The 23,998-nt window shown below is 58.2% G+C and carries 23 protein-coding genes and 2 tRNA genes; 10 read left to right on the forward strand and 15 right to left on the reverse strand.

What is annotated here, in order from left to right:
• A partial coding sequence (locus LBK75_05830; protein ID MDR1157813.1) for a hypothetical protein occupies positions 1-1,044 on the reverse strand: 1,044 nt, incomplete at its 3' end.
• A gap of 354 nt (positions 1,045-1,398) precedes the next feature.
• Entirely contained in the window at positions 1,399-1,779 is a 381-nt protein-coding gene (locus tag LBK75_05835) for a metal-dependent transcriptional regulator (protein ID MDR1157814.1), read from the reverse strand.
• 247 nt (positions 1,780-2,026) lie between these two features.
• On the opposite strand from LBK75_05835, the gene LBK75_05840 reads away from it, so the two are divergent.
• The 3 genes from LBK75_05840 (at position 2,027) to LBK75_05850 (ending at position 5,117) form a co-directional block, all read left to right on the forward strand.
• Positions 2,027-2,566 (forward strand): DUF4830 domain-containing protein, encoded by a 540-nt coding sequence (locus tag LBK75_05840; protein ID MDR1157815.1) that lies wholly within the window; start codon positions 2,027-2,029, stop codon positions 2,564-2,566.
• Positions 2,567-2,717: 151 nt separating this feature from the next.
• Entirely contained in the window at positions 2,718-3,521 is an 804-nt protein-coding gene (locus LBK75_05845) for a M23 family metallopeptidase (GenBank protein MDR1157816.1), read from the forward strand.
• Positions 3,522-3,719: 198 nt separating this feature from the next.
• Positions 3,720-5,117 (forward strand): ATP-binding protein, encoded by a 1,398-nt coding sequence (locus tag LBK75_05850; protein ID MDR1157817.1) that lies wholly within the window; start codon positions 3,720-3,722, stop codon positions 5,115-5,117.
• A gap of 78 nt (positions 5,118-5,195) precedes the next feature.
• On the opposite strand, the gene LBK75_05855 is transcribed toward LBK75_05850, so the two are convergent.
• Positions 5,196-5,876, reverse strand: coding sequence for a PAS domain-containing protein (locus tag LBK75_05855; GenBank protein MDR1157818.1), 681 nt, complete (start codon positions 5,874-5,876; stop codon positions 5,196-5,198).
• A 564-nt stretch (positions 5,877-6,440) separates the two neighbouring features.
• On the opposite strand from LBK75_05855, the gene dpaL reads away from it, so the two are divergent.
• From dpaL to LBK75_05890, 7 genes are all read left to right on the forward strand, one after another.
• Positions 6,441-7,649, forward strand: a complete 1,209-nt coding sequence (gene dpaL, locus LBK75_05860; GenBank protein ID MDR1157819.1) for a diaminopropionate ammonia-lyase — start codon at positions 6,441-6,443, stop codon at positions 7,647-7,649.
• Positions 7,650-7,714: 65 nt separating this feature from the next.
• Complete coding sequence (locus LBK75_05865; protein ID MDR1157820.1) at positions 7,715-8,899, forward strand: YgeY family selenium metabolism-linked hydrolase; 1,185 nt, start codon at positions 7,715-7,717, stop codon at positions 8,897-8,899.
• A gap of 83 nt (positions 8,900-8,982) precedes the next feature.
• The gene (locus tag LBK75_05870; protein ID MDR1157821.1) at positions 8,983-10,461 is read left to right on the forward strand and encodes a sodium:solute symporter family protein; all 1,479 of its coding nucleotides are present in this window, start codon (positions 8,983-8,985) and stop codon (positions 10,459-10,461) included.
• Positions 10,462-10,482: 21 nt separating this feature from the next.
• Positions 10,483-12,066 carry a D-aminoacylase gene (locus LBK75_05875; GenBank protein MDR1157822.1) on the forward strand — a complete coding sequence of 528 codons (1,584 nt, stop codon included), beginning with the start codon at positions 10,483-10,485 and terminating at the stop codon, positions 12,064-12,066.
• A 60-nt stretch (positions 12,067-12,126) separates the two neighbouring features.
• Complete coding sequence (locus tag LBK75_05880; GenBank protein ID MDR1157823.1) at positions 12,127-12,495, forward strand: RidA family protein; 369 nt, start codon at positions 12,127-12,129, stop codon at positions 12,493-12,495.
• 186 nt (positions 12,496-12,681) lie between these two features.
• Complete coding sequence (locus tag LBK75_05885; GenBank protein ID MDR1157824.1) at positions 12,682-13,251, forward strand: helix-turn-helix transcriptional regulator; 570 nt, start codon at positions 12,682-12,684, stop codon at positions 13,249-13,251.
• Complete coding sequence (locus tag LBK75_05890; protein ID MDR1157825.1) at positions 13,241-13,990, forward strand: hypothetical protein; 750 nt, start codon at positions 13,241-13,243, stop codon at positions 13,988-13,990. Before LBK75_05885 ends, LBK75_05890 begins: the two co-directional genes overlap by 11 nt.
• A 105-nt stretch (positions 13,991-14,095) precedes the next feature.
• On the opposite strand, the gene LBK75_05895 is transcribed toward LBK75_05890, so the two are convergent.
• The 12 genes from LBK75_05895 to LBK75_05950 all read right to left on the reverse strand — a co-directional run bounded on the left by LBK75_05895 (position 14,096) and on the right by LBK75_05950 (position 23,752).
• Positions 14,096-14,172: transfer RNA gene (locus LBK75_05895), tRNA-Arg, on the reverse strand.
• Between the two features lie 122 nt (positions 14,173-14,294).
• A tRNA-Gly gene (locus LBK75_05900) sits at positions 14,295-14,368 on the reverse strand.
• 285 nt (positions 14,369-14,653) lie between these two features.
• A complete protein-coding gene (locus LBK75_05905) occupies positions 14,654-16,714 on the reverse strand; it encodes a penicillin-binding protein (protein MDR1157826.1) in 2,061 nt (686 codons plus the stop codon).
• Positions 16,711-17,232: a rod shape-determining protein MreD gene (gene mreD / locus LBK75_05910; protein ID MDR1157827.1), complete on the reverse strand. Its 522-nt coding sequence runs from the start codon at positions 17,230-17,232 to the stop codon at positions 16,711-16,713. Before mreD ends, LBK75_05905 begins: the two co-directional genes overlap by 4 nt.
• 63 nt (positions 17,233-17,295) lie before the next feature.
• Positions 17,296-18,138: a rod shape-determining protein MreC gene (gene mreC / locus LBK75_05915; GenBank protein ID MDR1157828.1), complete on the reverse strand. Its 843-nt coding sequence runs from the start codon at positions 18,136-18,138 to the stop codon at positions 17,296-17,298.
• A gap of 1 nt (position 18,139) precedes the next feature.
• Entirely contained in the window at positions 18,140-18,724 is a 585-nt protein-coding gene (locus LBK75_05920) for a Maf family protein (GenBank protein ID MDR1157829.1), read from the reverse strand.
• Between the two features lie 42 nt (positions 18,725-18,766).
• The gene (locus LBK75_05925) at positions 18,767-19,030 is read right to left on the reverse strand and encodes a DUF4321 domain-containing protein (protein ID MDR1157830.1); all 264 of its coding nucleotides are present in this window, start codon (positions 19,028-19,030) and stop codon (positions 18,767-18,769) included.
• Positions 19,027-19,992, reverse strand: coding sequence for a transketolase family protein (locus tag LBK75_05930; protein ID MDR1157831.1), 966 nt, complete (start codon positions 19,990-19,992; stop codon positions 19,027-19,029). The genes LBK75_05925 and LBK75_05930 overlap by 4 nt, the downstream gene beginning before the upstream one ends.
• Positions 19,992-20,858, reverse strand: coding sequence for a transketolase (locus LBK75_05935; GenBank protein MDR1157832.1), 867 nt, complete (start codon positions 20,856-20,858; stop codon positions 19,992-19,994). The genes LBK75_05930 and LBK75_05935 overlap by 1 nt, the downstream gene beginning before the upstream one ends.
• Positions 20,859-20,934: 76 nt before the next feature.
• Positions 20,935-22,314: a glycine--tRNA ligase gene (locus tag LBK75_05940; protein ID MDR1157833.1), complete on the reverse strand. Its 1,380-nt coding sequence runs from the start codon at positions 22,312-22,314 to the stop codon at positions 20,935-20,937.
• A 332-nt stretch (positions 22,315-22,646) separates the two neighbouring features.
• Positions 22,647-23,171, reverse strand: a complete 525-nt coding sequence (locus tag LBK75_05945) for a spore maturation protein (protein MDR1157834.1) — start codon at positions 23,169-23,171, stop codon at positions 22,647-22,649.
• Complete coding sequence (locus tag LBK75_05950) at positions 23,168-23,752, reverse strand: spore maturation protein A (protein MDR1157835.1); 585 nt, start codon at positions 23,750-23,752, stop codon at positions 23,168-23,170. The genes LBK75_05945 and LBK75_05950 overlap by 4 nt, the downstream gene beginning before the upstream one ends.
• Positions 23,753-23,998: the final 246 nt, after the last annotated feature.

Genomic DNA, 23,998 nt, shown 5'->3' on the forward strand with positions numbered 1-23,998 from the left:
GTAAGAAATTCCTGCCAATATGTCGCTGGTTCTCGCAACTCCGTTTTCAAACACCTGTATCGGGAGGATCTCCACCGCCGCGCCCGTCTCCGCCGCCGCGCTGCAGATGCTGCCCACCAGGTGCGTACTGTGAGAATATGCCAGCGGTCGGGTGTCGTCGTATATATCATCGCCGCCGGTCATTACGTTGAATCCCTGTGTCAGGCAGCCTGCCAGCGACGTGTGCCCCACATCCACGCCGGTGTCCAGCACGGCCACCAACACGGGCGTCGCCTGTGCCAGCGGACCGCCGGTCGACGGCGGAGAAGCGGTGCCGTTGGACGTCGCCTCCGACGTCGCCTCTGTGAACGATATATCTGTCTCCGTGAATGATGTCGTTGTCTCTGCGGATGTTGTCTCTGTTTCCGTGCTCTCCGTCAGTTCCAACGATAGGCTGTCCAGTGACAGTTTGTAGTCCGGGCAAATGTATTCGACATACTCCGCCACGCCCAGATCCGCCAGTTGTTCCGCCAGTTCGCTCGGTAAAATAGGCTCCGCCAGTGTCAGCGTCTCCAGCCGGTCCAGCTCCGCAAAGTCGCCCGCGGGCAGCGCCGCGGAGAGATTCGGTACGGCTCGCAGCTCCGCGGGCAGCGTTTTCCGCGCCACGGCGTCCGATTCCAACGCAAGCGGCGCGGCGGCTTCTTTGAAGTCCGCCTCCCGCCCCTCTTTATATTTGACGATGTAGCGGTCCTCCGGCACGGCGACTTCCCGAGGCTGCCGCGCCATCATCTCCCGCAGATCGGTCCCCGGAGACAAAACGGACGTCGTCAGTTCGGACGCAAAAAAACCCGCCGCCCGGAAACTGCCCGGTGTACCGGGTATTTCCTGTGACGGCGGTGGGCTTTCCTGTCGTTGTTCGTCTACCATGTATCTGAATGGGCTGTCCGCTTCCCATTGTACTTGCGCGTCCTGCGACGGCGCTGGAAGCAGCGCCGCCACGGCGGCCACGGTGGTCACGAATAGTACGGAAAACGCCAGGAAAAGACTCATCATACGTCGCTTCATTTTGTTTGCCCCCTTGCATCTTTTTGGGTGGTGATGGATAGCTCACCTCTTATATCGTAGAATTTTTGAACAAGAATACAGGGATTATTTGCCATCTACTTACAAATATTGCATATATTTCCCCAGTTTATTTCGATTAATTGCAATTTCTTCATCTTTTGTAAAAAACTTGCCCTTTTCCCATGTTTTTGCTACCTTGGACAGACATCAAAAAAAGTTTCACTTTTTTGCGGCTGACACCAAAAAACAACACACCCACACGAGCCGGACCTTCCCCGGCCTGTGTGGGTGTGTCTTCATTCGTCTTGCGTAGGACGCCTCTCACGCGCTATAATGGATGTGATGGGGGCTGCCTCAGCTGCCCTCCGTGCCCAGACGCCCGGTGTGCTGCTTGATGGCCGCGAAGCTCTCCTCGCTGATCACATGCTCGATGCGGCAAGCGTCCTCGCCCGCGGTCTTCTCGTCGACCCCCAAAGACACGAGCCACCGGGAGAACAGGGTGTGCCTCTCGTACATTTTCTCCGCCACCGCGGCGCCCTTTTCGGTCAGCCGGATGTAGCCGTCTGAATCCATCTCAATGCAGCCGTTTTCCCGCAAATTCTTCATGGCTACGCTGATACTGGGCTTGGAGTAACCGAGTTCGTTCACGATGTCGATGGAGCGGACAGCTCCAATCCGCCGCTTTAACATGTAGATTGTCTCCAGGTAATTTTCAGCGGACGCCTGTATTTTCATGGCCATCCCCCTCGTCAATATGCTCCGGGGCCCCGCGGGGACCTCGGCGTTGCATCCAATATATCACGATCTCGCTCAAAAAGCAATTATTTGGGCGCCGCTAAAAACTTCCCGTGCGGCGGCCCACCGCAAGATTTGTACTGTTTTCTTTATGTATTCCATATATTTACTGTTGTGCGGACAGATGAGATACCATGCACTGAGCGCGGCGCTGTGAGAGACGCTCAAATCGGAGAGGGGACTTTTGATGCTTGTCTTCACCACGAGACTGACAAAGCGAGGGCTGGCGGTCGCTGTGATCCTGGCAGGTGTGCTGCTGTGCGGGATCATCCTGCTTGTGGCACGCCTCGGGGCAGACCCACAGAACGTCGCCGAACCGACGCCGGCGCCGCGCGGCATTCACGACAACGACGACCGCGTCGCCTACCTGGAGTCCTTTGGCTGGCGTGTGGAGCCGCAGCCCCTGGAGGTCCAGGAGGTGCGCATTCCGGATGAATTTGATCCTATTTTACAAAATTACAACGAGATCCAGCTCTCGCAGGGCTTCGATCTGAGCCGTCACAAGGGGAAACGCGTCATACGCTACCGCTACGCGATCTTAAACTATCCGCAAGAGACCTTCGAGGTGTACGCCGATCTGCTGGTGGACGGGGACACGGTGATCGGCAGCGACGTACATACGGCTGAGCTAGACGGCTTCATGGCGGGGCTGACCCGACCGGACGCCGACGAACCTCCGGGGGCGGGCGCCGTCACCGCTCCCTCGCAAAACACCACCGCGAATTGACGCACCGTCCGGCAGCTGGGTGGCCGCACGCGACCACCCGGCTGCCCCTGTATAAATTTCCCTCCACTCGGTGATACTAGGTCGTGGAGACGGGCTCTCGCCCGGAGTTCTCCTACGATACATCACATCGCCAATACCGGAGGGAACACACATGAAAAAGAAACATCCCATCTTGGACTTCTTCGCGGGCAAGGGATTTTACGTCGTCCTAGCCGTGTGCGTCACGGCCGTCGGCCTGTCCGGCTTCGCGCTGTTTTCCGGCGGCTCGGACGGCGCGTCGGACGAAACGGCCAGCGGGGACTCGGCGGACCTGAATCTGGGCGGCGCGCCCCTGGACTGGGACATCCCGGCGCCGACGATCTCTTGGGAAACAGCCTCCCCCGAGACCCCCGCACACACGCCGGCGGCGCCCCACGGCACGGACGACACCGCGCTGGCGGTCGGCGGCACGGATGTTGTCCCGCCGTCTCAGCGACCCGTAGACGAGACAACCCAGAAGCCGACCGCTGCGGCCACACCAACACCCACGGCCACGCCAAAGGCGCCGGTCTACGTGTGGCCGGCGGCGGGCGCGGTGATCACACACCACAGTGAGGACGCGCTCCTCTACAACAAGACCCTGGACGACTGGCGCACCCACAGCGGCATCGACATTGCGACCGCCGCCGCCGCCAAGGTGACGGCCGTCCGCGACGGTACGGTAGAGGACGTCTACGAGGACCCGTTGCTGGGCACCGTCGTGGTGATCGCCCACGGGAACGATGTGCGCAGCCTGTACGCAAACCTCGCCCGGACGCCGGCCGTCAGCAAGGGCCAGACGCTCAAAGCCGGCGACACCGTCGGCGCCGTGGGCGAATCCGCCGCCGCCGAGAGCTCCGAGACCTTTCATCTACACCTGGAAATCCACCAGGGCGACGCACACCTCGATCCTCTCACCGTCCTGCCGCCGCGCTGACGCGCGTTGGCGGACGAGATAAACCGGCCGCGGCAACGACCCCTGACGGGTCGCCGCGGCCGGTTTTACGCCGCGACTCTGCGCGCCTCAAACAACATTCATGTTTGCGCCGGCACTTGACAAGACGCGAGCGGTTTGGTATGCTAATTATGCAATTAGTAATTTTATAATTAGCATTTTACAATTGGAGGGACCGCCATGTTTGTCGGCAGAGAGAGAGAACTTGCCAGTCTCGACGCTCTTAACAGGCACGGCGGGTTCCAGTTTGCGGTGATCTACGGTCGGCGGCGTGTCGGCAAGACCACATTGATCCACGCGTTCTGTCGGGGCAAAAAGTACATTTACTTTGTCGCGGTGGAGTCGACCGCCAAAGAAAATCTGGCGCTGCTGTCGCGGCAGATCCTCACCGTACTGGCTCCGGAGGCGCCGCCGAATCCGTTTGGCTCTTTCTATGAGGCAATCGAATACGTGTTTGCCCACGCCAGGCGTGAGCGCATCATCTTCGCGGTCGACGAATATCCCTACCTCGCGGAGAGCGACCGGGCGGTGTCCTCTCTGCTCCAGGCCGCCATCGACAGGCACCAAGCAAGCAGCCGGCTGTTCCTGATTTTGTGCGGATCGTCCATGTCCTTCATGGAAAATCAAGTACTTGGGTACAAGAGTCCGCTGTATGGGCGCAGGACGTCGCAATACAAGATTTTACCTCTGGACTACCGGGCCTGCGCCGACATGCTATGCGGCTTTCGCGCGGAGGAAACGATCGTTCTATACGGCGCCACCGGAGGTGTCCCCGAGTATGTATCCCGCATAGACAACAGTCTTTCTGTGCGGGAGAACTTGCGCGCGCTGTTTTTTGAACCGTCCGGCCGCCTGTTTGAAGAGCCGGCAAATCTCCTCAAACAAGAACTGAAGATGCCGCAGACATACAACGGTATCATCACCGCCATCGCCTCCGACAGCAGCCGGTTGGGTGAGATCGCCGTCAAGGCGGGCATTGAGACGAGCCAATGCAGCGACATGCTCGACACGCTGATCCTTCTGGGGCTCGTCCGCCGCGACATTCCCGTGACGGAAACGCACTCCAGAAAGACGACTTACGCACTGGAGGACCAGATGTTCCGGTTTTGGTACCGTTTTGTCCTGCCCAACCTCAGCCGCATCTCGGCAGGCCTGGGCGCACGCGTCTGCGACGAGGTGTGCGGCGAACGGCTGAACACCTACACCGGCCACGCCTTCGAGACCTGCGCCAAACAATATATGTGGCGCCGCCTCGCGGCGGACTCTCTCCCCGTCTCGTTTCAAAAAATTGGCCGGTGGTGGGGCACGGACCGAAACCGTCACCGCGCCGTGGAGATCGATTTCATCGCCTGCGCCGGCGCCCAGGCCATCTTCGGCGAGTGCAAATGGCGTGGCGAGCCCCTCGGCGCCGACGCGCTGGAGGGCCTGCAGGCCAAAGCCGCTTTGCTGCCGCAATTTACGGAGAAACATTACATGCTATTTTCAAAATCCGGCTTCACCAAAGCTCTCACAACCCTCATCAATACGCGGCAGGACGTCGCGCTCGTCTCTCTCCCGGACATGTTAGCACCGATTTGAAAATGTTTGACTGTGAGTCTGATATCCCGGTACACCACGAAAACTGCCGCGAGCTGGAAACAAGCGCCTCCCTGTTTGTCAGGCTTTTGTCTTTTGACATTTTGACAGACTGCGGTACAAGGTGGGTTCCGAGCATCGCAAGATAGCCGCCACTTCGCTGATCGCGCCCTTGATCAGAAAGACGCCTTTCTTCTGTAAATTTTCTAGCAGACGCAGACGCTCATCCAGATTTAAACGGGTGATCTGCGGCATGGCCTCTTCGGCGAATACTTCTTCCATAGACATATTTACCATCTCCGCAATGTTGTTGAAAAATGTTTCTTTTGGCGGCCCCATATGTGGCTCTTCAATCGATGTTGTCGCAGGAATCGACGGCAGCAGATGCAGACCGCCAAGGCTTAAAATCGCATGGCTCAATTGCTCATAGACAGTCATATCAATATTGACGCAGAGCATCCCGATCAAGTCGTGATTATCGTCTTTGATAAAATAGGTGGAGGAACGCAGATTTTTATGATTCTTCGTGCTCCGATAATTGATGTCCCAATCTTCGTTCTTCCAGCGTTTGGATTGAATGACTTCCAACGCATAATCCGTCAGAGGCCCGCCGACCTTCCTGTTTGTAACAGCGCCGTTTCCGATGGCAATAATGCCGCACTGATCTTCTCGGCAATCCTGCAACACGACTTCGCAATTTTCGCCTAAGAGAGAAGAAAGAAATTCCACCAGCTTTTTATAATCTTCCAATCGATCATACATCATTTTACTCCTCGATTCCCTGCAACACCGTTGTTTCGGTGCTCCTTTTGTCAGCATGCTCTTTCTTTATATTTTATACCATATACCCCTCCGATTGTCTAGCACGCAGAGATAAAATTAATAATTTTTCATCACAAAATAGTAAAAATAGCTAAAAATTATCCATATCATTGGTGGTAATGTCCATAGACAGGCGTGGAAATCCGTGTTATTATGATAAAAAAGTATTATTTCAATAACTATTTATTTTTTCTGCAGGCAAATGGACAATATGTCTCCCCTGATTCTTTCGTTACACAATTCGTGATAATTTCACCGAGCTCATCTGATTTATCTAGTATTCTACGATAAAACTGTGTCAAAATAGCAACTCATCTTTCAAATTGGAAAAATCAGTCAAAAATATTCAAATAATTGGAAATCTTGTCAATGGACATACGGGGATATTTGTGCTATAATGATAAAAAGGTATCATTGTAATAACTATTTATTCGTCTCGCCAAGGACGTATTCTTGCGATTTCCAGACGACTCCTCACACCAAGGCGAGCGGAACGGAGGGCTTATGAAGGAGGAATTCAAACTGGTTTCCTATCGGCGCGGCAGAGAAAACAGTGGGGCACCGCCGCCTTTGGGAGAAGAGACAGCCAAAAAGGCACAGCGCTTCCACACCAGTTTTTCAGTCTATAAGCCGACGCCGCTGGTTTCGCTGGCGTATACCGCGCAGGCACTCGGATTGGGCGCGGCGTACGTCAAAGATGAGTCCTACCGCTTCGGGTTGAACGCCTTTAAGGTATTGGGCGGCAGCTACGCAATCGGCCGCTACATCGCCGAGTGTCTGGGGCAAGACATTTCTGAATTGCCCTATGAAAAAATCATTTCGGAGCAGACCCGCGCGAAGGTGGGGGATTTGACTTTTGTCACGGCCACAGACGGCAACCATGGACGCGGGATCGCTTGGACGGCCCGTCAACTCCGCCAACGCGCCGTGGTTTATATGCCGAAAGGCAGCGCGGCGGAGCGGCTGGAAAACATTCGTGCAGAAGGCGCGGAAGCTTCTGTCACGGACTTGAATTACGACGGTGCGGTTCGGCTGGCAAAGCGTCAGGCAGAAAAAAAGGGCTGGGTGATGGTGCAGGATACCGCGTGGGAAGGCTATGAGAAAATCCCGCTGTGGATCATGCAGGGGTACGGCACGATGGGCTATGAAGCCATCGCACAGCTTCCGGAACCGCCGACGCACATTTTTCTACAGGCGGGCGTCGGCTCGATGGCAGGTTCCATCACCGGACTTTTTGCGGCGCTCTATGGAGAAAACCGTCCTATCATTACGATTGTGGAGCCCAACAAAGCGGACTGCATTTTCCGGACCGCGCAGGCAAATGACGGGGCGCTGCATTGCGTAACCGGAGACATGGATACGATTATGGCCGGTCTGGCCTGCGGAGAGCCCTGCAGCATCGGTTGGGATACATTAAAGACATACGCAGACCATTTTCTTTCCTGCCCTGACTACGTGGCGGCAAAAGGAATGCGTCTTTTGGGCAATCCGCTTCCCAAAGATCCGCGTGTGATATCGGGCGAAAGCGGCGCTGTGACATTCGGCTGCGTGGCGGAACTGATGACAAATCCGAAACTTCTGGCTATCCGTGACGCCTTGCAGTTGGATGTCCAATCCCGCGTGTTGTTTTTTAGCACGGAAGGAGATACGGACCATAAAAATTATCGGGAGATTGTCTGGGACGGAAAGTACCCGAGCAGCCGCGAAGCTTAGATTTTTGAGAAGTCGGAGCGACAAAATCGTCTGCAAAATGAAACATAAAAAGGAGTAGAAACACAATGTTAAGTAAAAACCGGGAAGATGCTGTCATTGCTTTGTGCCAGGAGCTCATCCGGCAAAAGAGCTACTCCGGCGAGGAAGGAGGTGTCGTGACCGTATTGCAAGATTATATGAGAAAGAAGGGGTTCGATGATGTCACCGTAGACCGTTATGGCAATATTGTCGGCTGTATCAAGGGGCACCGGCCGGGCAAGAAACTTTTGTTTGACGGACATATCGACACGGTTCCGGTGACCAATCCGGACGAATGGCCCTATCCGCCCTTTGCCGCCGAAGTGCATGGCGGGAACATGTACGGACGCGGAACCAGCGATATGAAAGGCGCGGTCGCCGCCTTTGTCTGTGCGGCCGCGAATTTTGCCGAAGATACCAAGCGGGATTTCGCGGGGGAAATTTTTGTGGCGGGCGTCGTCCACGAAGAATGCTTTGAGGGCGTGGCGGCGCGCGAAATCAGCAAAGCTGTGTCTCCGGACTACGTCGTCATTGGGGAGGCCTCAGAACTGAATGTAAAAATCGGACAGCGCGGCCGCGCGGAAATCGTGGTGGAGACTTTCGGGAAGCCCTGTCACAGCGCGAATCCAGAGAAAGGCATCAATGCGGTATACAAGATGGCGCAGGTGATTGAAGCGATCCGCGGGCTGAAGCCACCCGAGCATCCTGTGCTTGGAAAGGGAATTTTGGAACTGACCGACATCAAAAGCGCCCCATACCCAGGCGCGTCCGTCGTGCCGGAGTATTGCCGCGCCACATATGACCGCCGCTTGTTGGTAGACGAAACAAAAGAAAGTGTTCTCGCGCCAATTCAAGCGCTGTTAAACGAGATGATGCTGAAAGATCCCGCATTAAAGGTGAATGTCAGTTATGCCGTTGGAAAGGAAATCTGCCATACCAAAGCACCGATTGAGGGAGAGCGCTTCTTCCCGGGCTGGTTGTATGACGAGAAAGCGGATTTTGTGCGGGCTGTGATGGACAAGCTACGGGAGATGGGCTACCGGCCTTCCATCACCCAGTACAATTTCTGTACGAATGGCAGCCACTATGCGGGCGAAGCGGGCATCCCAACATTTGGGCTTGGGCCCTCACAGGAAAGTTTGGCGCATACGGTGGGGGAATACATTGCCATCGAACAACTGACCAAAGTGACGGATTGCTACTATGGCGTCATGCAGGCGCTGCTTGTATAGACCAGAGAAAAGGATGGGTAAAGCCGCAAAGAATATCGACCGTAAATCACGCGCTGTTTGATTTGAAAGGAGGATGACCCACTGTGACACAGGTGCAAATTACCGCTTTCATCATCATCGTGTTATACATGGTGGCTACTGTTTGTCTGGGGCTTATTATTTCAAAACGAAAGCAGTCCAAATCGGCCAGTCAAAGCAATGAAGACTTTTTGATGGCCAGCAAATCGCTCGGTCCGTTTGTGTTGGCAGGCACCTTATTTGCGGCAAATACCGGCGGCGCGAGTACCACAGGCATCGCGACCAACGTATTCAGCTACGGGCTCTCCAGCTGCTGGTATGTAATCGCGGCTGGCATCGGGTTTGTACTGGTCTCTTTTATCGCACCGTATTTCCGCAGATCACGGGCAAGCACAGTGCCGGAGATTATCAGCAAACGCTATGGCAAGGCATCACATATTTTCACTGCTTTTACCTCGATCACCGCCCTGTTCATGGCGACGGGAGCACAGATTATCGCAACCGCTTCTATCATCAACGTGGTGACCGGCATCTCGTTTAATATCGCGGCGGTAATCACCACAATTGTCGTCATCATTTATACAATGATCGGCGGTTTCAAATCCGTGACCGCGGCCAATATGATGCATGTAATTTTTATCACAGTCGGTATGACCATCGCGATGTTGATCATGGTGGGCAACAGTGAAGTCGGAGGATTCTCCGTCTTATTTGACCGAGCGCGCGCGCTCCTCGGGGACAGCGGGCAACCGATGGACCTTTTAAGCCTGACCAAGATTGGTCTCCCGACGATTATCGGCTATATCGTGATGTATTTTATGACGTTCCCGACCGGACAGGAGATCGTGCAGACTTATTGCTCCGCCAAAGATGGAAAATCCGCAAAAGTCGGCTCTTTGATGGCAGGCATTATATCCGCCGCTTATGCGATTGTCCCGGCCCTGATTGGCTTGATCGCTTACGTCTGCATTGATGGATATGCCGCGGGTGGAGCACAGAAGAACGCGCTCGCGGAGGCGACGATTCAGTTTGCGCCGGCTGTTGTGGCAGGCATTGTCCTGGCGGCCATCGTGGCGGCCACAATGAGCAGCGCCTCCGGCAATATGATAGGAACTGCGACGATGTTCACCAATGACGTCTATCGTCCCTATATCAATCACGGTATCGCGGACGACGCCAAAGAGGTGCAGATTTCCCGTATCACTATGGTGATTGTCGGGCTGGTCGGGCTTGGAATTTCTTTGGTCGCACAAAACATTATCAGCGTCATGATGGGTGCATTTGCACTTCGAAGTGCAGGCCCGTTTGCAGCATTTATCTGCGGCCTGTTCTATAGGAAAGTCACAAAACTTGGCGGATTTGTGTCAATTGTGGCGGGTACGATTGTGGCGGCAATCTGGATTTACTTCTTCAATACACCATGGGGTCTGAGTGCCATGGTGCCGGGTGGCATCGTAGCCTTCATTCTAATCTTCGCGGTGTCCGCATGGGATCGCGGCCGCGGCACACAGCCGGCTCCGGAGATTGCCTTTGAGGCGGAATAGGAGAAATACACCATGAAAACCATGAAAAAAATCATCACAGGCGGCACCATCATAGATGGCAGCGGCCGCGCCGGATATCGGACCAATCTTCTGACGGAAGACGACAAAATTGTAAAAATAGGTGATATTTCGCCAGCGGAAGATGCGCAAATCATTGACGCCTCCGGGCTGATTGTGGCGCCCGGCTTTATCGACACGCACAGTCACAGTGATTTAAAGGTCTTGCTTGAGCCAGAGGTCCTGCCGAAAGTGATGCAAGGAATTACCACGGAGGTATTGGGCCAGGACGGCATCTCCCTGGCGCCGCTGCCAGAACAGTACATCAGCCCGTGGCGCAAGAATCTGGCGGGCTTAGATGGTGATTCTGACGACATCGATTGGCACTTTAAAGATACCGCCGGATATCTAAAGCTGTTGGCATCCGCGCGGCCCGGTTTGAATGAATGTTACCTCGTACCACATGGCAACATCCGCATGGAAGCGATGGGGCTGGAGAACCGTCAACCGACGCGGGAAGAAATCGAAAAAATGAAACGCATCACACGCCGCGAGATGGAAGCAGGCGCCATTGGCGTATCAACCGGGCTGATTTACATGCCGTGCGCGTATGCACAGATCGAAGAAGTCATTGAAATCTGCAAAACCGCTGCGGAATATGACGGTATTTTTGTCATCCATCAGCGCAGTGAGGCAGATACAATTCTGGATTCCATGAAAGAGGTAATTCGCATCGGCAAGGAATCCGGCATCCGGATTCACTACTCACACTTCAAAGTCTGCGGCAAGAAAAATTGGGGTCGAATTGATCACGTGCTGGCATTGCTTGAAGAGGCTGAAAAGGAAGGGATTCAGGTCAGTTTTGACCAGTATCCGTATGTCGCCGGCAGCACCATGCTTGGTGTCATCCTGCCCCCCTGGGTGCACGACGGCGGTACCGATCAAGTGCTGAAACGTTTGGCGGACTATGCGCTTCGAGAGAAAATGATTGCGGACATTGAGAGAGGCATTCCAGGATGGGACAACTTTGTAGAGTTTGCTGGATTGGACCAAATTTTTGTCACCAGCGTCAAAAACAAAAGGAATGAGGACGCCATTGGCCTGAACTTGATTCAACTGGGCAAGTTGCGCAAAAAAGACCCTTATCAAGCCACCTTCGATCTGCTTTTAGAGGAAGAAAATGCCGTTGGCATGGTGGACTTTTACGGCAAAGAAGCGCATGTACAATGTTTCATGAAACGCCCGGAAATGAATGTATGTACGGATGGATTGCTCGGCGGAAAGCCGCATCCGCGTGTCTATGGCGCATTCCCGCGTGTCCTTGGGAAATATGTTCGTGAGGACAAAGCACTCACCTTGCCTGAGGCCATCTATAAAATGACAAAGAAACCGGCTGAAACCTTCCGCATTGTAAAGAGAGGCCAACTTCGCGAGGGATATTACGCGGACATTACAGTTTTCAATCCGGACACCGTCATAGACAAAGGGACCTTTACCGATCCGGTACAATATCCGGAAGGAATCGAATACGTACTCGTCAACGGTGCGCTGGTTATCGAGCACGGGCAGCATACCGGCAACCGTCCGGGCAGGGTGTTTCGCAAATAAAGCGAGAACACCGGCCGCTCGCCCAGCATCCTGCGGCACATGAAAGGAGTTTGAAACACGATGAAAGAAATCGCAACCAAAAAAGCACCGGGGGCGATCGGCCCCTATTCGCAAGGGTTTATATCCAACAACATGGTATTTACCTCCGGCCAGCTGCCGGTTCATCCGGAGACCGGCATGATACCGGAGGGCATTGCAGCACAAGCGGAACAGAGCTGTCAAAATGTCCGGGCCATTTTAGAGGCCGCCCAAACGGATTGCACAAAAGTCGTCAAAACTACCTGTTTTCTGGCCAACATGGCTGATTTTGTGACGTTCAATGAAGTTTACGCCGGGTATTTCACCGCCAAACCGGCGCGCAGCTGCGTGGCGGTCCGAGAACTGCCGAAGGGCGCCCTCTGTGAGATTGAAGCCATCGCGGAGCTGTAACCAAGGTTTCTCTTTGGAACCCTCCAAATTCACGAAAAAGCAGGCGTGTATCTGTGAGCAATCGGACAGATATGCGCCTGCTTTTTTGTGGCATCCAACGAAAAATCCGAACGCGGCGTGTATCTTTCAAAAATCACTTGATATTATGTCGGTTATCCGTTATAATGGATGATGAGGTGAACCACAATGAACATTAACACGCTGATTGCCCATAAGGGCGTTACGAAATACAGGGTCGCCAAACAAGCGGGCATACCGCAGACCACGATGACCGACATCTGCTCCGGCAAGGCGCGGATTGAGAATTGCTCCGGCGAAACGATATACAAGCTCGCGAAAACGCTTGATGTTTCAATGGAAATCCTTGTCGCGGACGCGATGGAATACCGCCCCACCTTCGAGACATTTAAGAGTAACGTCTGTCATCTCGTAAAAGATATGGGCGACATTGAGTTTCTGATTGACACGCTCGAATCGGGCAGAATCCGCGAACTATGGGATAAGAAATGGTACGCCGAAAGCCTGTATCTGCTTGCTATGACGGACTATTTAAGCCGCGAAAACGATTTGCCGCCTTGCGCGGACTATAACGATTTGCGGCGGGCAAAGCTCACTGAGATAATATACCCGGCGGGCGTTTTGACGTTGTGCGCGGCGACGGGCGGCGACGCTTGGAAGGAACGCAGCCGCGCCGAGGCTATACCGGAATTTTTGCGCCACAACATTGTGGAAGCGGAGGTGCGGAATGTCGTCTGAAAAGCCTATAACCCGCGAAAATCTGAACGAGTATTTGAAAGCTCTCGCGAAAGAGTTCCGCAAACTGAACGGCGTGGAAACGCCCGCCGAGATTATCTTAATCGGCGGCGCGGCGGTACTTGCCAACTACGGCTTCCGCGAAACGACCTATGACATCGACGCGATTATCCACGCTTCAAGCGCGATGAAAGACGCAATCAACCATATCGGCGATAGATTCGGGCTGCCGCATGGCTGGTTCAACGCGGACTTTCAGCGTACCGCGTCATACTCCGATAGGTTGCACGAGGTTTCAGTCTACTACAAAACGTACTCAAACGTCCTGCAAATCCGCACGGTCGCCGCCGAATACCTGATTGCGATGAAGCTGATTAGCGGGCGGGCGTATAAAAACGACTTGTCCGACGTGGCGGGGATTTTACTCGAACATCAGCGACGCGGCGAACCGATTGAGCGGACGGCGATTGACACGGCGGTTAAAAAGCTGTACGGCGAGGTTACTTTGCCTGAAACGTCAACGGAACTGCTGGACGCGGCTTTTACGAGCGGCGATTACGAAAAGCTGTACCGTGAGAGCCGAGAGAGCGAAAAACTCTCAAAGGAGATTTTGGTCGAGTTTGAGCGGGATTATCCAAACACGCTTAAAGGCGAGAATATAGACGACATTATCGAGCAGGCGAAGCGGAAACGCGCCGCCGCACAGGTGCAAATATGCGCTTCTAACGGTAAAAAACAATAGAGCAAAACAAAGGGGAGCAACTCTGAAACTGCCCCCTTATGCCAAAAACCTCGCAACGGCGGGGCTTTTGCGAGGTCGCTTTGTAGCAAAGCAGACCTACGGAAATGGCACGCCAGAAGGGATTCGAACCCCTGACCCACGGCTTAGAAGGCCGTTGCTCTATCCGACTGAGCTACTGGCGCCTATGAACAAGACAACAAAGACGCCCCGGCAACAGCCGGAGCGAACGGGCGCCAGCCGCCTACGGACGCTCGGCGGGAAAGAAACGTGTCAAACGTAGCGTAGAATTTGCTCGGCGGACCCTTGGAGCGGGTGATGGGAATCGAACCCACACGACCAGCTTGGAAGGCTGGGATTCTGCCATTGAACTACACCCGCACGACAAAACCAATTTTGGTTCAAGTGTCAAAAGCCTCGCCCGCCGCTGGCCGGCGATTTATTCCGCCATATTTCACAAAAAGCCTCGCGAATACACCCAGTATTCGCTTTTCACCCCACCGAGCAGACTCGGTGGGGACCCCGAGCGTTTTTTGTTGCATCTGCCGAAAAAATCGGCTCGGCCTTCGGCAGACGCACTTCTGACACCTGAACCAGTTTTTATTGTAGCACGCAAACAAACCGGCTGTCAAGAGGGCAGTCCGGGCGGCCCGGGGCACGCGCCGCTCAGCCGCGCAGCGCGTTTTGTCCGGGGACGGAGTCCATCTCGTCCTGGCCGTTCAAATAGGCGTCAAATATGTCCCGGGCAATCGGCGCCACGCGCGCGCCGCCGCCGCCGCGCTCCACGACGACCGCCACGGCGATCTCCGGCGTGTCAAAAGGCGCGTAGGCCACAAAGACGCCGTTGTCCGGGCTGCCGTCCGCCTTCTTCTGCGCCGACCCCGTCTTGGCGCCCACCGGGATCCGGTAACTCGCAAAGGTGCCCGCCGCCGTGCCGCCCGGCTGCGTCACCAGACGCATCCCCTCGTGGACGGCATTTAGTGTCTCCGGCTTTAAATCCATGCGCGCCGCCACCTCCACCGGCGTGTCGTAGAGCGTCTCGTCGTAGTCGTAAGACTTGACGGTGCCAAGCAGGTGAGGCCGGTAGCGCACGCCGTCGCTTGCGATCGTGGCCGTGTAGCTGGCAAGCTGGAGCGGGGTGAACTGGTTGTACGACTGCCCAATGGCTGCCTGCAGCACGTCGCCGCCGTTCCAAGGGATCCCCTGCTGGGCGCAGTAGGCCGGTCCGGCCAGGCTCCCGGCGCGCTCTCCGGGTAACTCAATGCCCGTGAGCTCGCCAAAACCGAGCTCACGCGCGTAGCGGTTCATCGTCTCGATTCCGGTCAGCCAACCGACGTCGTAGAAGAAATAGTTGCAGGACACCTGCAACGCGCGCGACACATTGACGCTCCCGTGCCCGCCGCTGCACCTGGGCGTGTAACTGGGCGCGAAGCGCATATAGCGGCCCCTGTCCAAGATCTGCGTGCGGGGCGTGATCGCACCCGTCTCCAGCGCCGCGATGGACACCGCCATCTTAAATGTGGAACCCGGCTCGTAGGTGCCGGCCAGAGCCCGGTTGACCATCGGCCGCATCGGGTCTTCCAACAGCGCCGCATAATCGCTTTGAAAGTTCGTGAGATGGAACGTCGGATAAGACGTCATCGCCAGCACCTCGCCGGTGGGCACGGCGATGACCACGGCGGCGCCGGCACCGGCCAGTTCCTCTTCGGCCAGCCCCTCCCGCTCGCCCCGCTCGCGCAGGGCCGCGATGCCCGACGCCAGGGCATACTCCACCTGCTCCTGGAACCGGATGTCGATCGTGAGCATACAGTTTTTCCCAGGTTCCGGCGGCCGGGCACTGATGATATTCGTCACCTTGCCGGAGGCGGTGGTCTCTTCTTCCCGCACCCCGTCCGTGCCCCGCAGCCATTCCTCAAGCGCGCGTTCCAGTCCGTCCAGCCCCACAATCTCATCGGCGGCGTATCCGCGCGCCTCGTAGTCATCCGCCTCCTTCTCCGGGATCTGACCCACCCGTCCCAGCAGATGCGCGGCAAACTCCGTACGGTACTCCCGAATGGGGACGGTGTCGATTGTGACGCCGGAGAGCCCCTGTTCGCGGATCTTCCCCACGAGGGTGATGTCCACATCGTCCGCAAAGCGATAGGGCGGGATGTACCGGTACGGTTCCATGCCGAACAGCGCCCGCAGATCGAGCTCGTAGCGGATGCCCACAATGCGCAGCGCTTCGGTGTCGGAGAAGCGGTCGTCCACCGCGTACTCCTCCCGCAACTGCGTCATCAGCGCCTCGGCGTCAGACGGCTCCCAACTTTTGCGCCGAAGGAACTCTTCGAGTCGGTCGCTGTCCTGCTCCGTCAGGGAAGCGCGGTAGACAAAGGGCGGACCGACGACCGGGAACGTGTCGGTGTATGCCGTCTGCGTCTCGTCCATCAGCGCCACCAGCCGGTCCAATGTCCCGGCGGGGTCGGCGGCCTGCGTGAGTCGGTTTAGGTCAAGGCGCACGGAATAACTCAGTCGGTTGACCACCAGCGGACGGCCGTAGCGGTCGAGGATCTCTCCGCGGGCCGCCGGCAGCACCACCGTCCGTCTAAGCCGGCGCTCCGCCTCGCGCAGGTTGTCGGCCCCGTGCGTGATCTGCAGGTTGTACAGCCGGGCCGCGGCGCCCAGCAGAAATACCCCGAGCAGCAGCATAAGGAGCGCGATGCGGAAGAAAAACTTGGCTCTTTTCATGACGATTCTCCTGTCGGTTCATTGCCGAATCGGCGGGCAATGCCCCTCAGCGGCGCATACACCGCGGGTACGCACAGCGCCGTGAGCGCGACCTCCGGCGCGGCTACAAGGACCAGGTTGTACAAATCCGCCCGGCCCGGAACAAGGTAGAGGACCGTAAAGAACACCACGTCAAAGGCCGCCAGCGTCACAAGAGAACAGAGAAAGCCCGTGAGAAAATTTTTTCGAAAGAGCTTCTCCGTCACATGGCCGACCCCCGCGCCGAGGAGCAGGAACAAAATCGCGTGCACGGCCGGAACGGGCGGGATGACGGCGTCGCACCAGAGCCCGGCCAAAAATCCGTAGACGGCGCCCGCCTCCCGCCCCTCCAGCATCGCCACAATCGCGATCACCGCGGGGAGGATATTGGGGCTCACACCCCACACGCGCACACGGACTAGCGCGCCTGTCTGCAAGAGCAGAAAGATCAAAAAGGCCAGCGCATATACAACCCACTTGACGATGCCCCGATATCGCAACCCAGCCACCCTCCCGGCCGGCCCGCGCAGACGGGCCTGTCCGTTCCTTCGCCGCGCGGGGCGTCACTCCGAAATGTCAAAGCTCTTGATCACAAACACCTGCTGGAGCTTCCCCAGCTCGACGGACGGACGGATGACCGCGTAGGCCGAGATGCCGGTCTCGTCCATATACAGATCTGTCACCGTGCCTATGACAATGTCGCGCGGGTACTTGCCGCCGATGCCGGATGTGAGCACGGGGTCCCCATTTTTCACATCCACGTCCTTTGACAGGTACGACATGCGCAAAAGCCCCTGCCGCATGAGGTCAAAATTTCCCTCCACCACCGCCGACAGGCCCGTGCGGAAGATGAACGCGCCGGCCTCCATGTCGGTGTCGATGAGGGTGGTGACCGTCGACCAGGTCGCCCCCACCTCACCGATCACTCCGACGAGGTACCCTGCCTCGTTGATGACACACTGCCCCGGAGCAATGCCATTGCTGGAACCCCGGCTGAGCGTGAGCGCGGATGCCCAATTGGACGCGTCCCGCTCGGTGATCGTGGCTGATTCAAATACAAAATCCCGCCGCCGCTCGGAGAGACCCAGCAACTGGCGCAGCCGTTCGTTCTCATCGTTCGAGGCCTCCGACAGCCGGGCCGCCGCCTCCATCTTGGCAATCTGGATCTTCAGCCGTTCGTTCTCATCCTTCAGCGCGTCATGCTCGTACATGTAACCGTAGAGAGAAGCGATGGAATCCGACAACCTGGCGATTCCCGACTGCAGCGGCTGGAACACCGTGCCCAACAGGTTTGACACCGGCGAGGCGTAGCCGCCGGTGAGCGAGGAGGCGACAGCCAGCACAAGCACCAGCAGCACCGCCGCCACAGCCGCCAGCAGACCTTTGTGCCGCAAGAAAAAACGCATGCTATCTTCCACCTTCCAGCAGTGCAACGCCAAACTCGGCCAGCATGATCCCGAGCCGGCACAGCGGCAGGCCCATGACATTGTAAAAATCACCGTGTACGCGCGCCACGATCAGCGCGCCGCGCCCCTGGATCCCGTACGCGCCGGCCTTGTCCATCGGTTCGCCGGAATCCACATACGCGGCAATCTCCGCCGCCGTCAGCGGCCGGAAGACGACCTCCGTCCGCTCGCACGCGGTGCGCACGCGCGCGCCGCGCCGCACGGTGACGCCGGTGTACACCTCGTGTGCACACCCGGACAGCAGCGCGAGCATCTCCGCCGCCTCGGCGCCGTCGCGCGGCTTACCCAGCAGCCGACCATCTAGACAAACCAGCGTGTCGGCCGCGATGATCACGTCGTCCGCCTCGTACCGGCGCGTCACGGCATCGGCCTTGGCCTGCGAGAGTCGGCGCACGGTCTCCTCCGGGGCGGCGGCGTCCGGCACCGTCTCGTCGCAGAGGGGCTCGCAGGTGAGAAAATCGACCAGACCCGCCTGCGCAAGCAACATCCGCCGGCGCGGCGAGGCCGACGCGAGTATGATCTTCATGGCAACCTCCGAAAACTCCTGCCTCGTGCAACCGCTCTGAGATTATTTCTTCCCAAAACGGCGGTAAAGCAAACCGGCGGCGCCCATACAGAGGATCACGCTGACCGACAGCTGAATCGTCAGGCCAAATTTCAGGCGCAGCACCACGAGCTCCAACACCAGCGGGTTCTCCGGCGACAGACCGAAACTCTGCCCAAAACTCAGCCACTGCAGGGCGGGCACCGACCGGGTCAGTTCCCCGATCAGCAGCCCTATTACCGCGCCGGCCATCAAAAAGAGCGCCAGCAGCCATCTGCGCCCTCTCATAATGTCTGTTTCCGCTCGTACACCCGGACGGCCGCGGCGGCGATATCCACGGCGTTTAAGCGGAACCGGCCGCGGAGGTAATCCTCCGGGCCCACCTCGCCGAACTGATCTTGCACGCCCACGCGCTCCACCGGCACGGGCGCGGTCTCCCCCAGTACCTCACAGACGGCGCTGCCGAGTCCGCCCACCACGTTGTGGTTCTCACAGGTCACCACGGCACCCGTCTCGCGCGCGCAGCGCTCAAGCAACGCGCGGTCGACCGGCTTCCAGGTAAACAAGTTCACGACGCGCGCCTCGATGCCCCGGGCGGACAGCTCGTCCGCCGCTTTCAGCGCCTCCGCCACCAAAATACCCGAGGCCACCAGCGTCACATCCCGACCGCCGCGCAGCGTCTCTCCACGGCCAATCGTGAACTCCGAGCCCTCTCCAAACACCGACACCGCGTTCTTCCGCATCAACCTGATGTAGTACACCCCGTAGCTCTCCGCCAATTGCGGCAGCAGCGCGCGCAGCTGCACCGAGTCGGTCGGCTCGATCAGTGTGATCTCCGGGACCGCACGCAGCACCGCCATGTCCTCCAGCGGCATGTGCGTGCCTCCGTTGTACGCCGCCGTCACCCCGGGGTCCGTCCCCACGATCCGCACGTTCAGCCGCGCGTACGCCGCCGAGATGAACACCTGGTCGCACACGCGGCGCGACGCGAAGCAAGCAAACGAGTGCGCAAACGGGATCTTTCCCGTGGCCGACAGCCCGGCCGCCACACCCACCATATTTGCCTCCGCGATCCCGCAGTTCACAAAACGATCCGGATAGGCCTGGGCAAACGGCTTCATCCCCGACGAACTCATGAGGTCCGCATCCAGCGCCACGATCCGCTTGTCCGCCGCCGCCAGCGCCGTCAGCGTCTCACAGTATATCTCCCGCATCATCTTCGGTTCCTTTTCCAGCGCCGCCTTCACAATCACACCCACGCCTGCGCGCCCCCTCTCACAGCCGCTTCCGCGGCTTCCAGCACCGCCCGGGCGCTCGTCAGCGCCCCGTCCATCTCCGCCTTTGTGAACTGGACATGATGGTTGAACTCACGCCCCTCCACAAAAGGACAGCCCTTGCCCTTCACGGTCTTCAGCACGATCATCGAGGGCGCGCCCTCCTGTGCCAGCGCGCGCGCCACCGCCGCGTCCAGCGCCTCCACATCGTGCCCGTCCACCGTCTGCGTGTACCACCCAAAGGCCGCAAATTTCGCCGCCAAGTCCCCCGTGTCGAGTACTTTTTTCACGTAGCCGTCGAGCTGCTGGCCGTTGTTGTCACAAAACGCGATCAGGTTGTCCAGCTTGTAGTGCGGCGCAAACAGCGCCCCTTCCCACACTTGCCCCTCGTCGCATTCTCCGTCCCCCAAAACCAAAAACGTCCGCGCGCGCGCGCCGTCCATCCGCTGCCCCAGCGCCAACCCGCACGCCGTCGACATGCCCTGCCCCAGCGACCCCGTCGTCATGTCGATCCCGGGCGTCTTCAGCCGGTCGCAGTGCGAGGGCAGACGCGTCCCCGGCTTGTTCAGCGTCAGCAGCTCTTCCCGCGGGAAATAGCCCTTCAGCGCCAGCGTCGCGTACACCGCCGGCCCCGCGTGCCCCTTCGACACCACAAGCCGGTCGCGCTCCGCCCATTCCGGTCGTGCCGGGTCCACACGCATCGCGCCGCCGTAGAGCACGGCCAACGTCTCCACCAAGCTCAGCGCTCCGCCGACGTGCCCGAAGCCCAGCGCCGCGAATTCTTCCAGCGCCGCCACCCGGATCTGTTCCGCCAGCAGCCGCAGTTCTTCTTTCTTTCCCAAAGTCGACCCTCCCGTCTTTGTCTGCTCCCTATGTCTTAATTGGGACCCATGTGGATTGATACTTATTTTTCCAGTCTCAGTAGACTGTCTTGTCGCGGACGTAGTCGGCCAGCGCCTCAATGGGGATCCGTTCCTGCGCCATGGTGTCGCGGTCTCGGACCGTGACGCGGCGGTCCTCCAGGGAGTCAAAGTCAAAGGTGGCGCACAGCGGCGTGCCGATCTCGTCCTGTCGGCGGTAGCGCTTGCCGATGGAACCGGCATCGTCGAAATCCGCCATACAGGTCCTGGCCAGCGTCTCGTACACCGGGCGGGCCTCGTCCGTCAGCTTCCGCGACAGCGGCAGCACAGCGGCCTTGAAAGGGGCTAGCGCCGGGTGGAGGCGCAGCACAGTGCGCACGTCGTTCTTCTCCGCATCCACGACCTCCTCGTCGTAGGCGTCGATCAGAAACGCCAGCGCCACACGGTCGGCGCCGAGAGACGGCTCGATGACGTAGGGGATGTATTTTTCGTCCCGCTCCTGATCGAAGTATTCCATTGACTCGCCCGCGTGCGTCTGGTGCTGGGTGAGGTCGAAGTCGGTGCGATCGGCGATACCCCAGAGCTCGCCCCAACCAAACGGGAACAGGAACTCAAAATCGGTCGTAGCGGCCGAATAGTGCGATAGCTCGGCCTGTTCGTGGTCACGCAGACGCAGGTTTTCCTCCCGCAGACCGAGCCCCAGCAACCACTGCCGGCAGTAGTCCTTCCAGTAGACGAACCATTCGAGGTCCGTACCGGGCCGGCAGAAGAACTCCAGTTCCATCTGTTCGAATTCTCGCGTGCGAAATGTGAAGTTGCCGGGCGTTATCTCGTTGCGAAACGACTTGCCGATCTGCGCCACGCCGAAGGGAATCTTCCGGCGGGTGGCGCGCTGGATGTTCTTAAACTGCACAAAGATCCCCTGCGCGGTCTCGGGGCGCAGAAAGATCTCGTTCTTGGCATCCTCCGTCACGCCCTGAAATGTCTTAAACATCAGGTTGAAGGTGCGAATGTCGGTAAAATCGTGCGCGCCGCAATCCGGACAGGCGATGCCGTGGTCTCGGATATAGTCCGTCATACGGGCAAAGTCCCAGCCCGCAGGGTTTTCGCCGGCGTCTTCGATCAGCTTGTCCGCCCGGTGCCTGGTCTTGCAGGCTTTGCAGTCCATCAGCGGGTCGGAAAAGCCGCCCACATGGCCGGAGGCCACCCACACTTGGGGGTTCATCAAAATGGCGCTGTCGAGCCCCACGTTGTGCGGGGATTCCTGCACAAACTTCTTCCACCAGGCCCGTTTCACATTGTTTTTGAACTCCGCGCCCAGCGGTCCGTAGTCCCAAGTGTTGGCCAGCCCGCCGTAGATCTCGCTGCCGGGGAACACAAAACCGCGCCCCTTGCACAGCGACACGATTTTCTCCATCGTCTTCTCGGTATTTTGCATCCGCGCTTCCTCCGTCCAGCCCATTTTTGCGAGGGCCTGTCCCGCCCGGGGAACCCCCCGGACCCCACCCGCGGCCCCTTCGTTCTTTTTTATCCTACCAATGATCCGTTCCGTTTGCAAGGAATTTTTTTGCTTCGTCGCCGGCTGCGGCGCCGACTGGGGACCCGCGAACCCGGATGCGGACATTCTTTATCGCGGGAGATGTGGAAAATCTCTTTACAATTTCGACCATATTGTCAGTTATCTGACATTTCTCTCCATATGTTTCTTGTCTTTTCCAGAAAACGCCGGTATAGTGTAAGCAAGGAGTCATGTGCGCGTGTCAGTCGACTTTATGCTGGGAAGAGCCAACTGGCACTCCAGGCCGCCGCCAAAAAACCCGCGACGTCGGCCAGCAGCGCCGCGATGAGCGTATAGCGGCCGCGGACGACGCCCGCGGCGCCAAAGTAGACGCCCACCGCGTAAAACGTGGTTTCGCTGGAACCCAGCATCACGGCCGCCGTCCGACCGACCGGCGAATCGGCGCCGTATGTCCGCATCAGTTCGGCGCCCATGGCCAGCGCGCCGCCGCCGCTGAACGGGCGCAGGAGCACCAGCGGTGCGCAGGCCGCCGGAATGCCCGCTCGCCCCAGCCAGGGAGCCAACAGGCGCGTCGCCAGATCCAGCGCACCCGATGCGCGCAGCATGTGAATGCCGGTGAGCAGCATCACGAGCGTGGGCAAGATGCGTACGAGCACCCGCAAACCGTCGCCGGCACCGGCAGTCAGCGCGCCCGCCAGGTCCACACCCCGGTGCATGGCCCAGCCGCCCACACACAGTAAGATGAGCGGCACAGACAACGCAAACGCCGCGTTCATACCGGCCACACCCGGGCCATCAGCTTGGCCGACAGGACCCCCACAGCCACGGAGGCGGCGGAGCTGATCCAAACCGCCGGCAGGATGTCAAAGGGCGCCGCCGCGCCCGCTGCCGCGCGCACTCCGGCTACGGTGACTGGGATGAGCTGGAGCGACGCGGTGTTCAGCACCACCAGCATGCACAGGGCGTCTGAGGCCGCCTCCGTTCCGCCCGACAGCGCTCGCAGGCGCCGGGCGGCCGCAAGGCCCGGCGGCGTGGCCGCATTGCCAAGCCCGAGCAGGTTGGCCGACAGATTGGCCGAGAGTGCCTCCATGGCCTCTTCGTCGCCCCGCGCGGTGCGAAACAGCCTCTCAAGCGGTCGGCGCAACACCCGAGCCAGTACTCGGGCCAACCCGCTCCGGCGCATGACCTCCATGACGCCGCTCCAGAGGCATAGGACGCCGCCCATGGCCACGCAGAGCTCTACAGCCGCCGAGGCACCCTCCACCACCCCGCGGGACAACGCTTCCGTCCGGCCTGTGAGCAGGGCACACAGGACCGACGCCCCCACCATGCAAATCCACACCCAGGACAAGACCACAAAACGACCCCTCTTCCCGGCCGAAACGCCGGCCACTGCCAGTGTATGTCCGGGCCCGGGGCGATATGTCCGCCAGGTCTCTGCTGCGGCATGGCGCGAACGGCACGACGCGGTTTGCACCGGATTGCAAAAAAAGTGCGAAAATAGGTAAAATATCCAGTTCCGTTTTTTCCAATTTTGCGAAAAAAATTCCACGAAAGTAAATTTTTTTCCTGCCATTTTCATTCTTTTTTGGGATTTCTTTGA

The organism is Oscillospiraceae bacterium, assembly GCA_031265355.1.
GTDB lineage: Bacteria > Bacillota > Clostridia > Oscillospirales > UBA929 > JAIRTA01.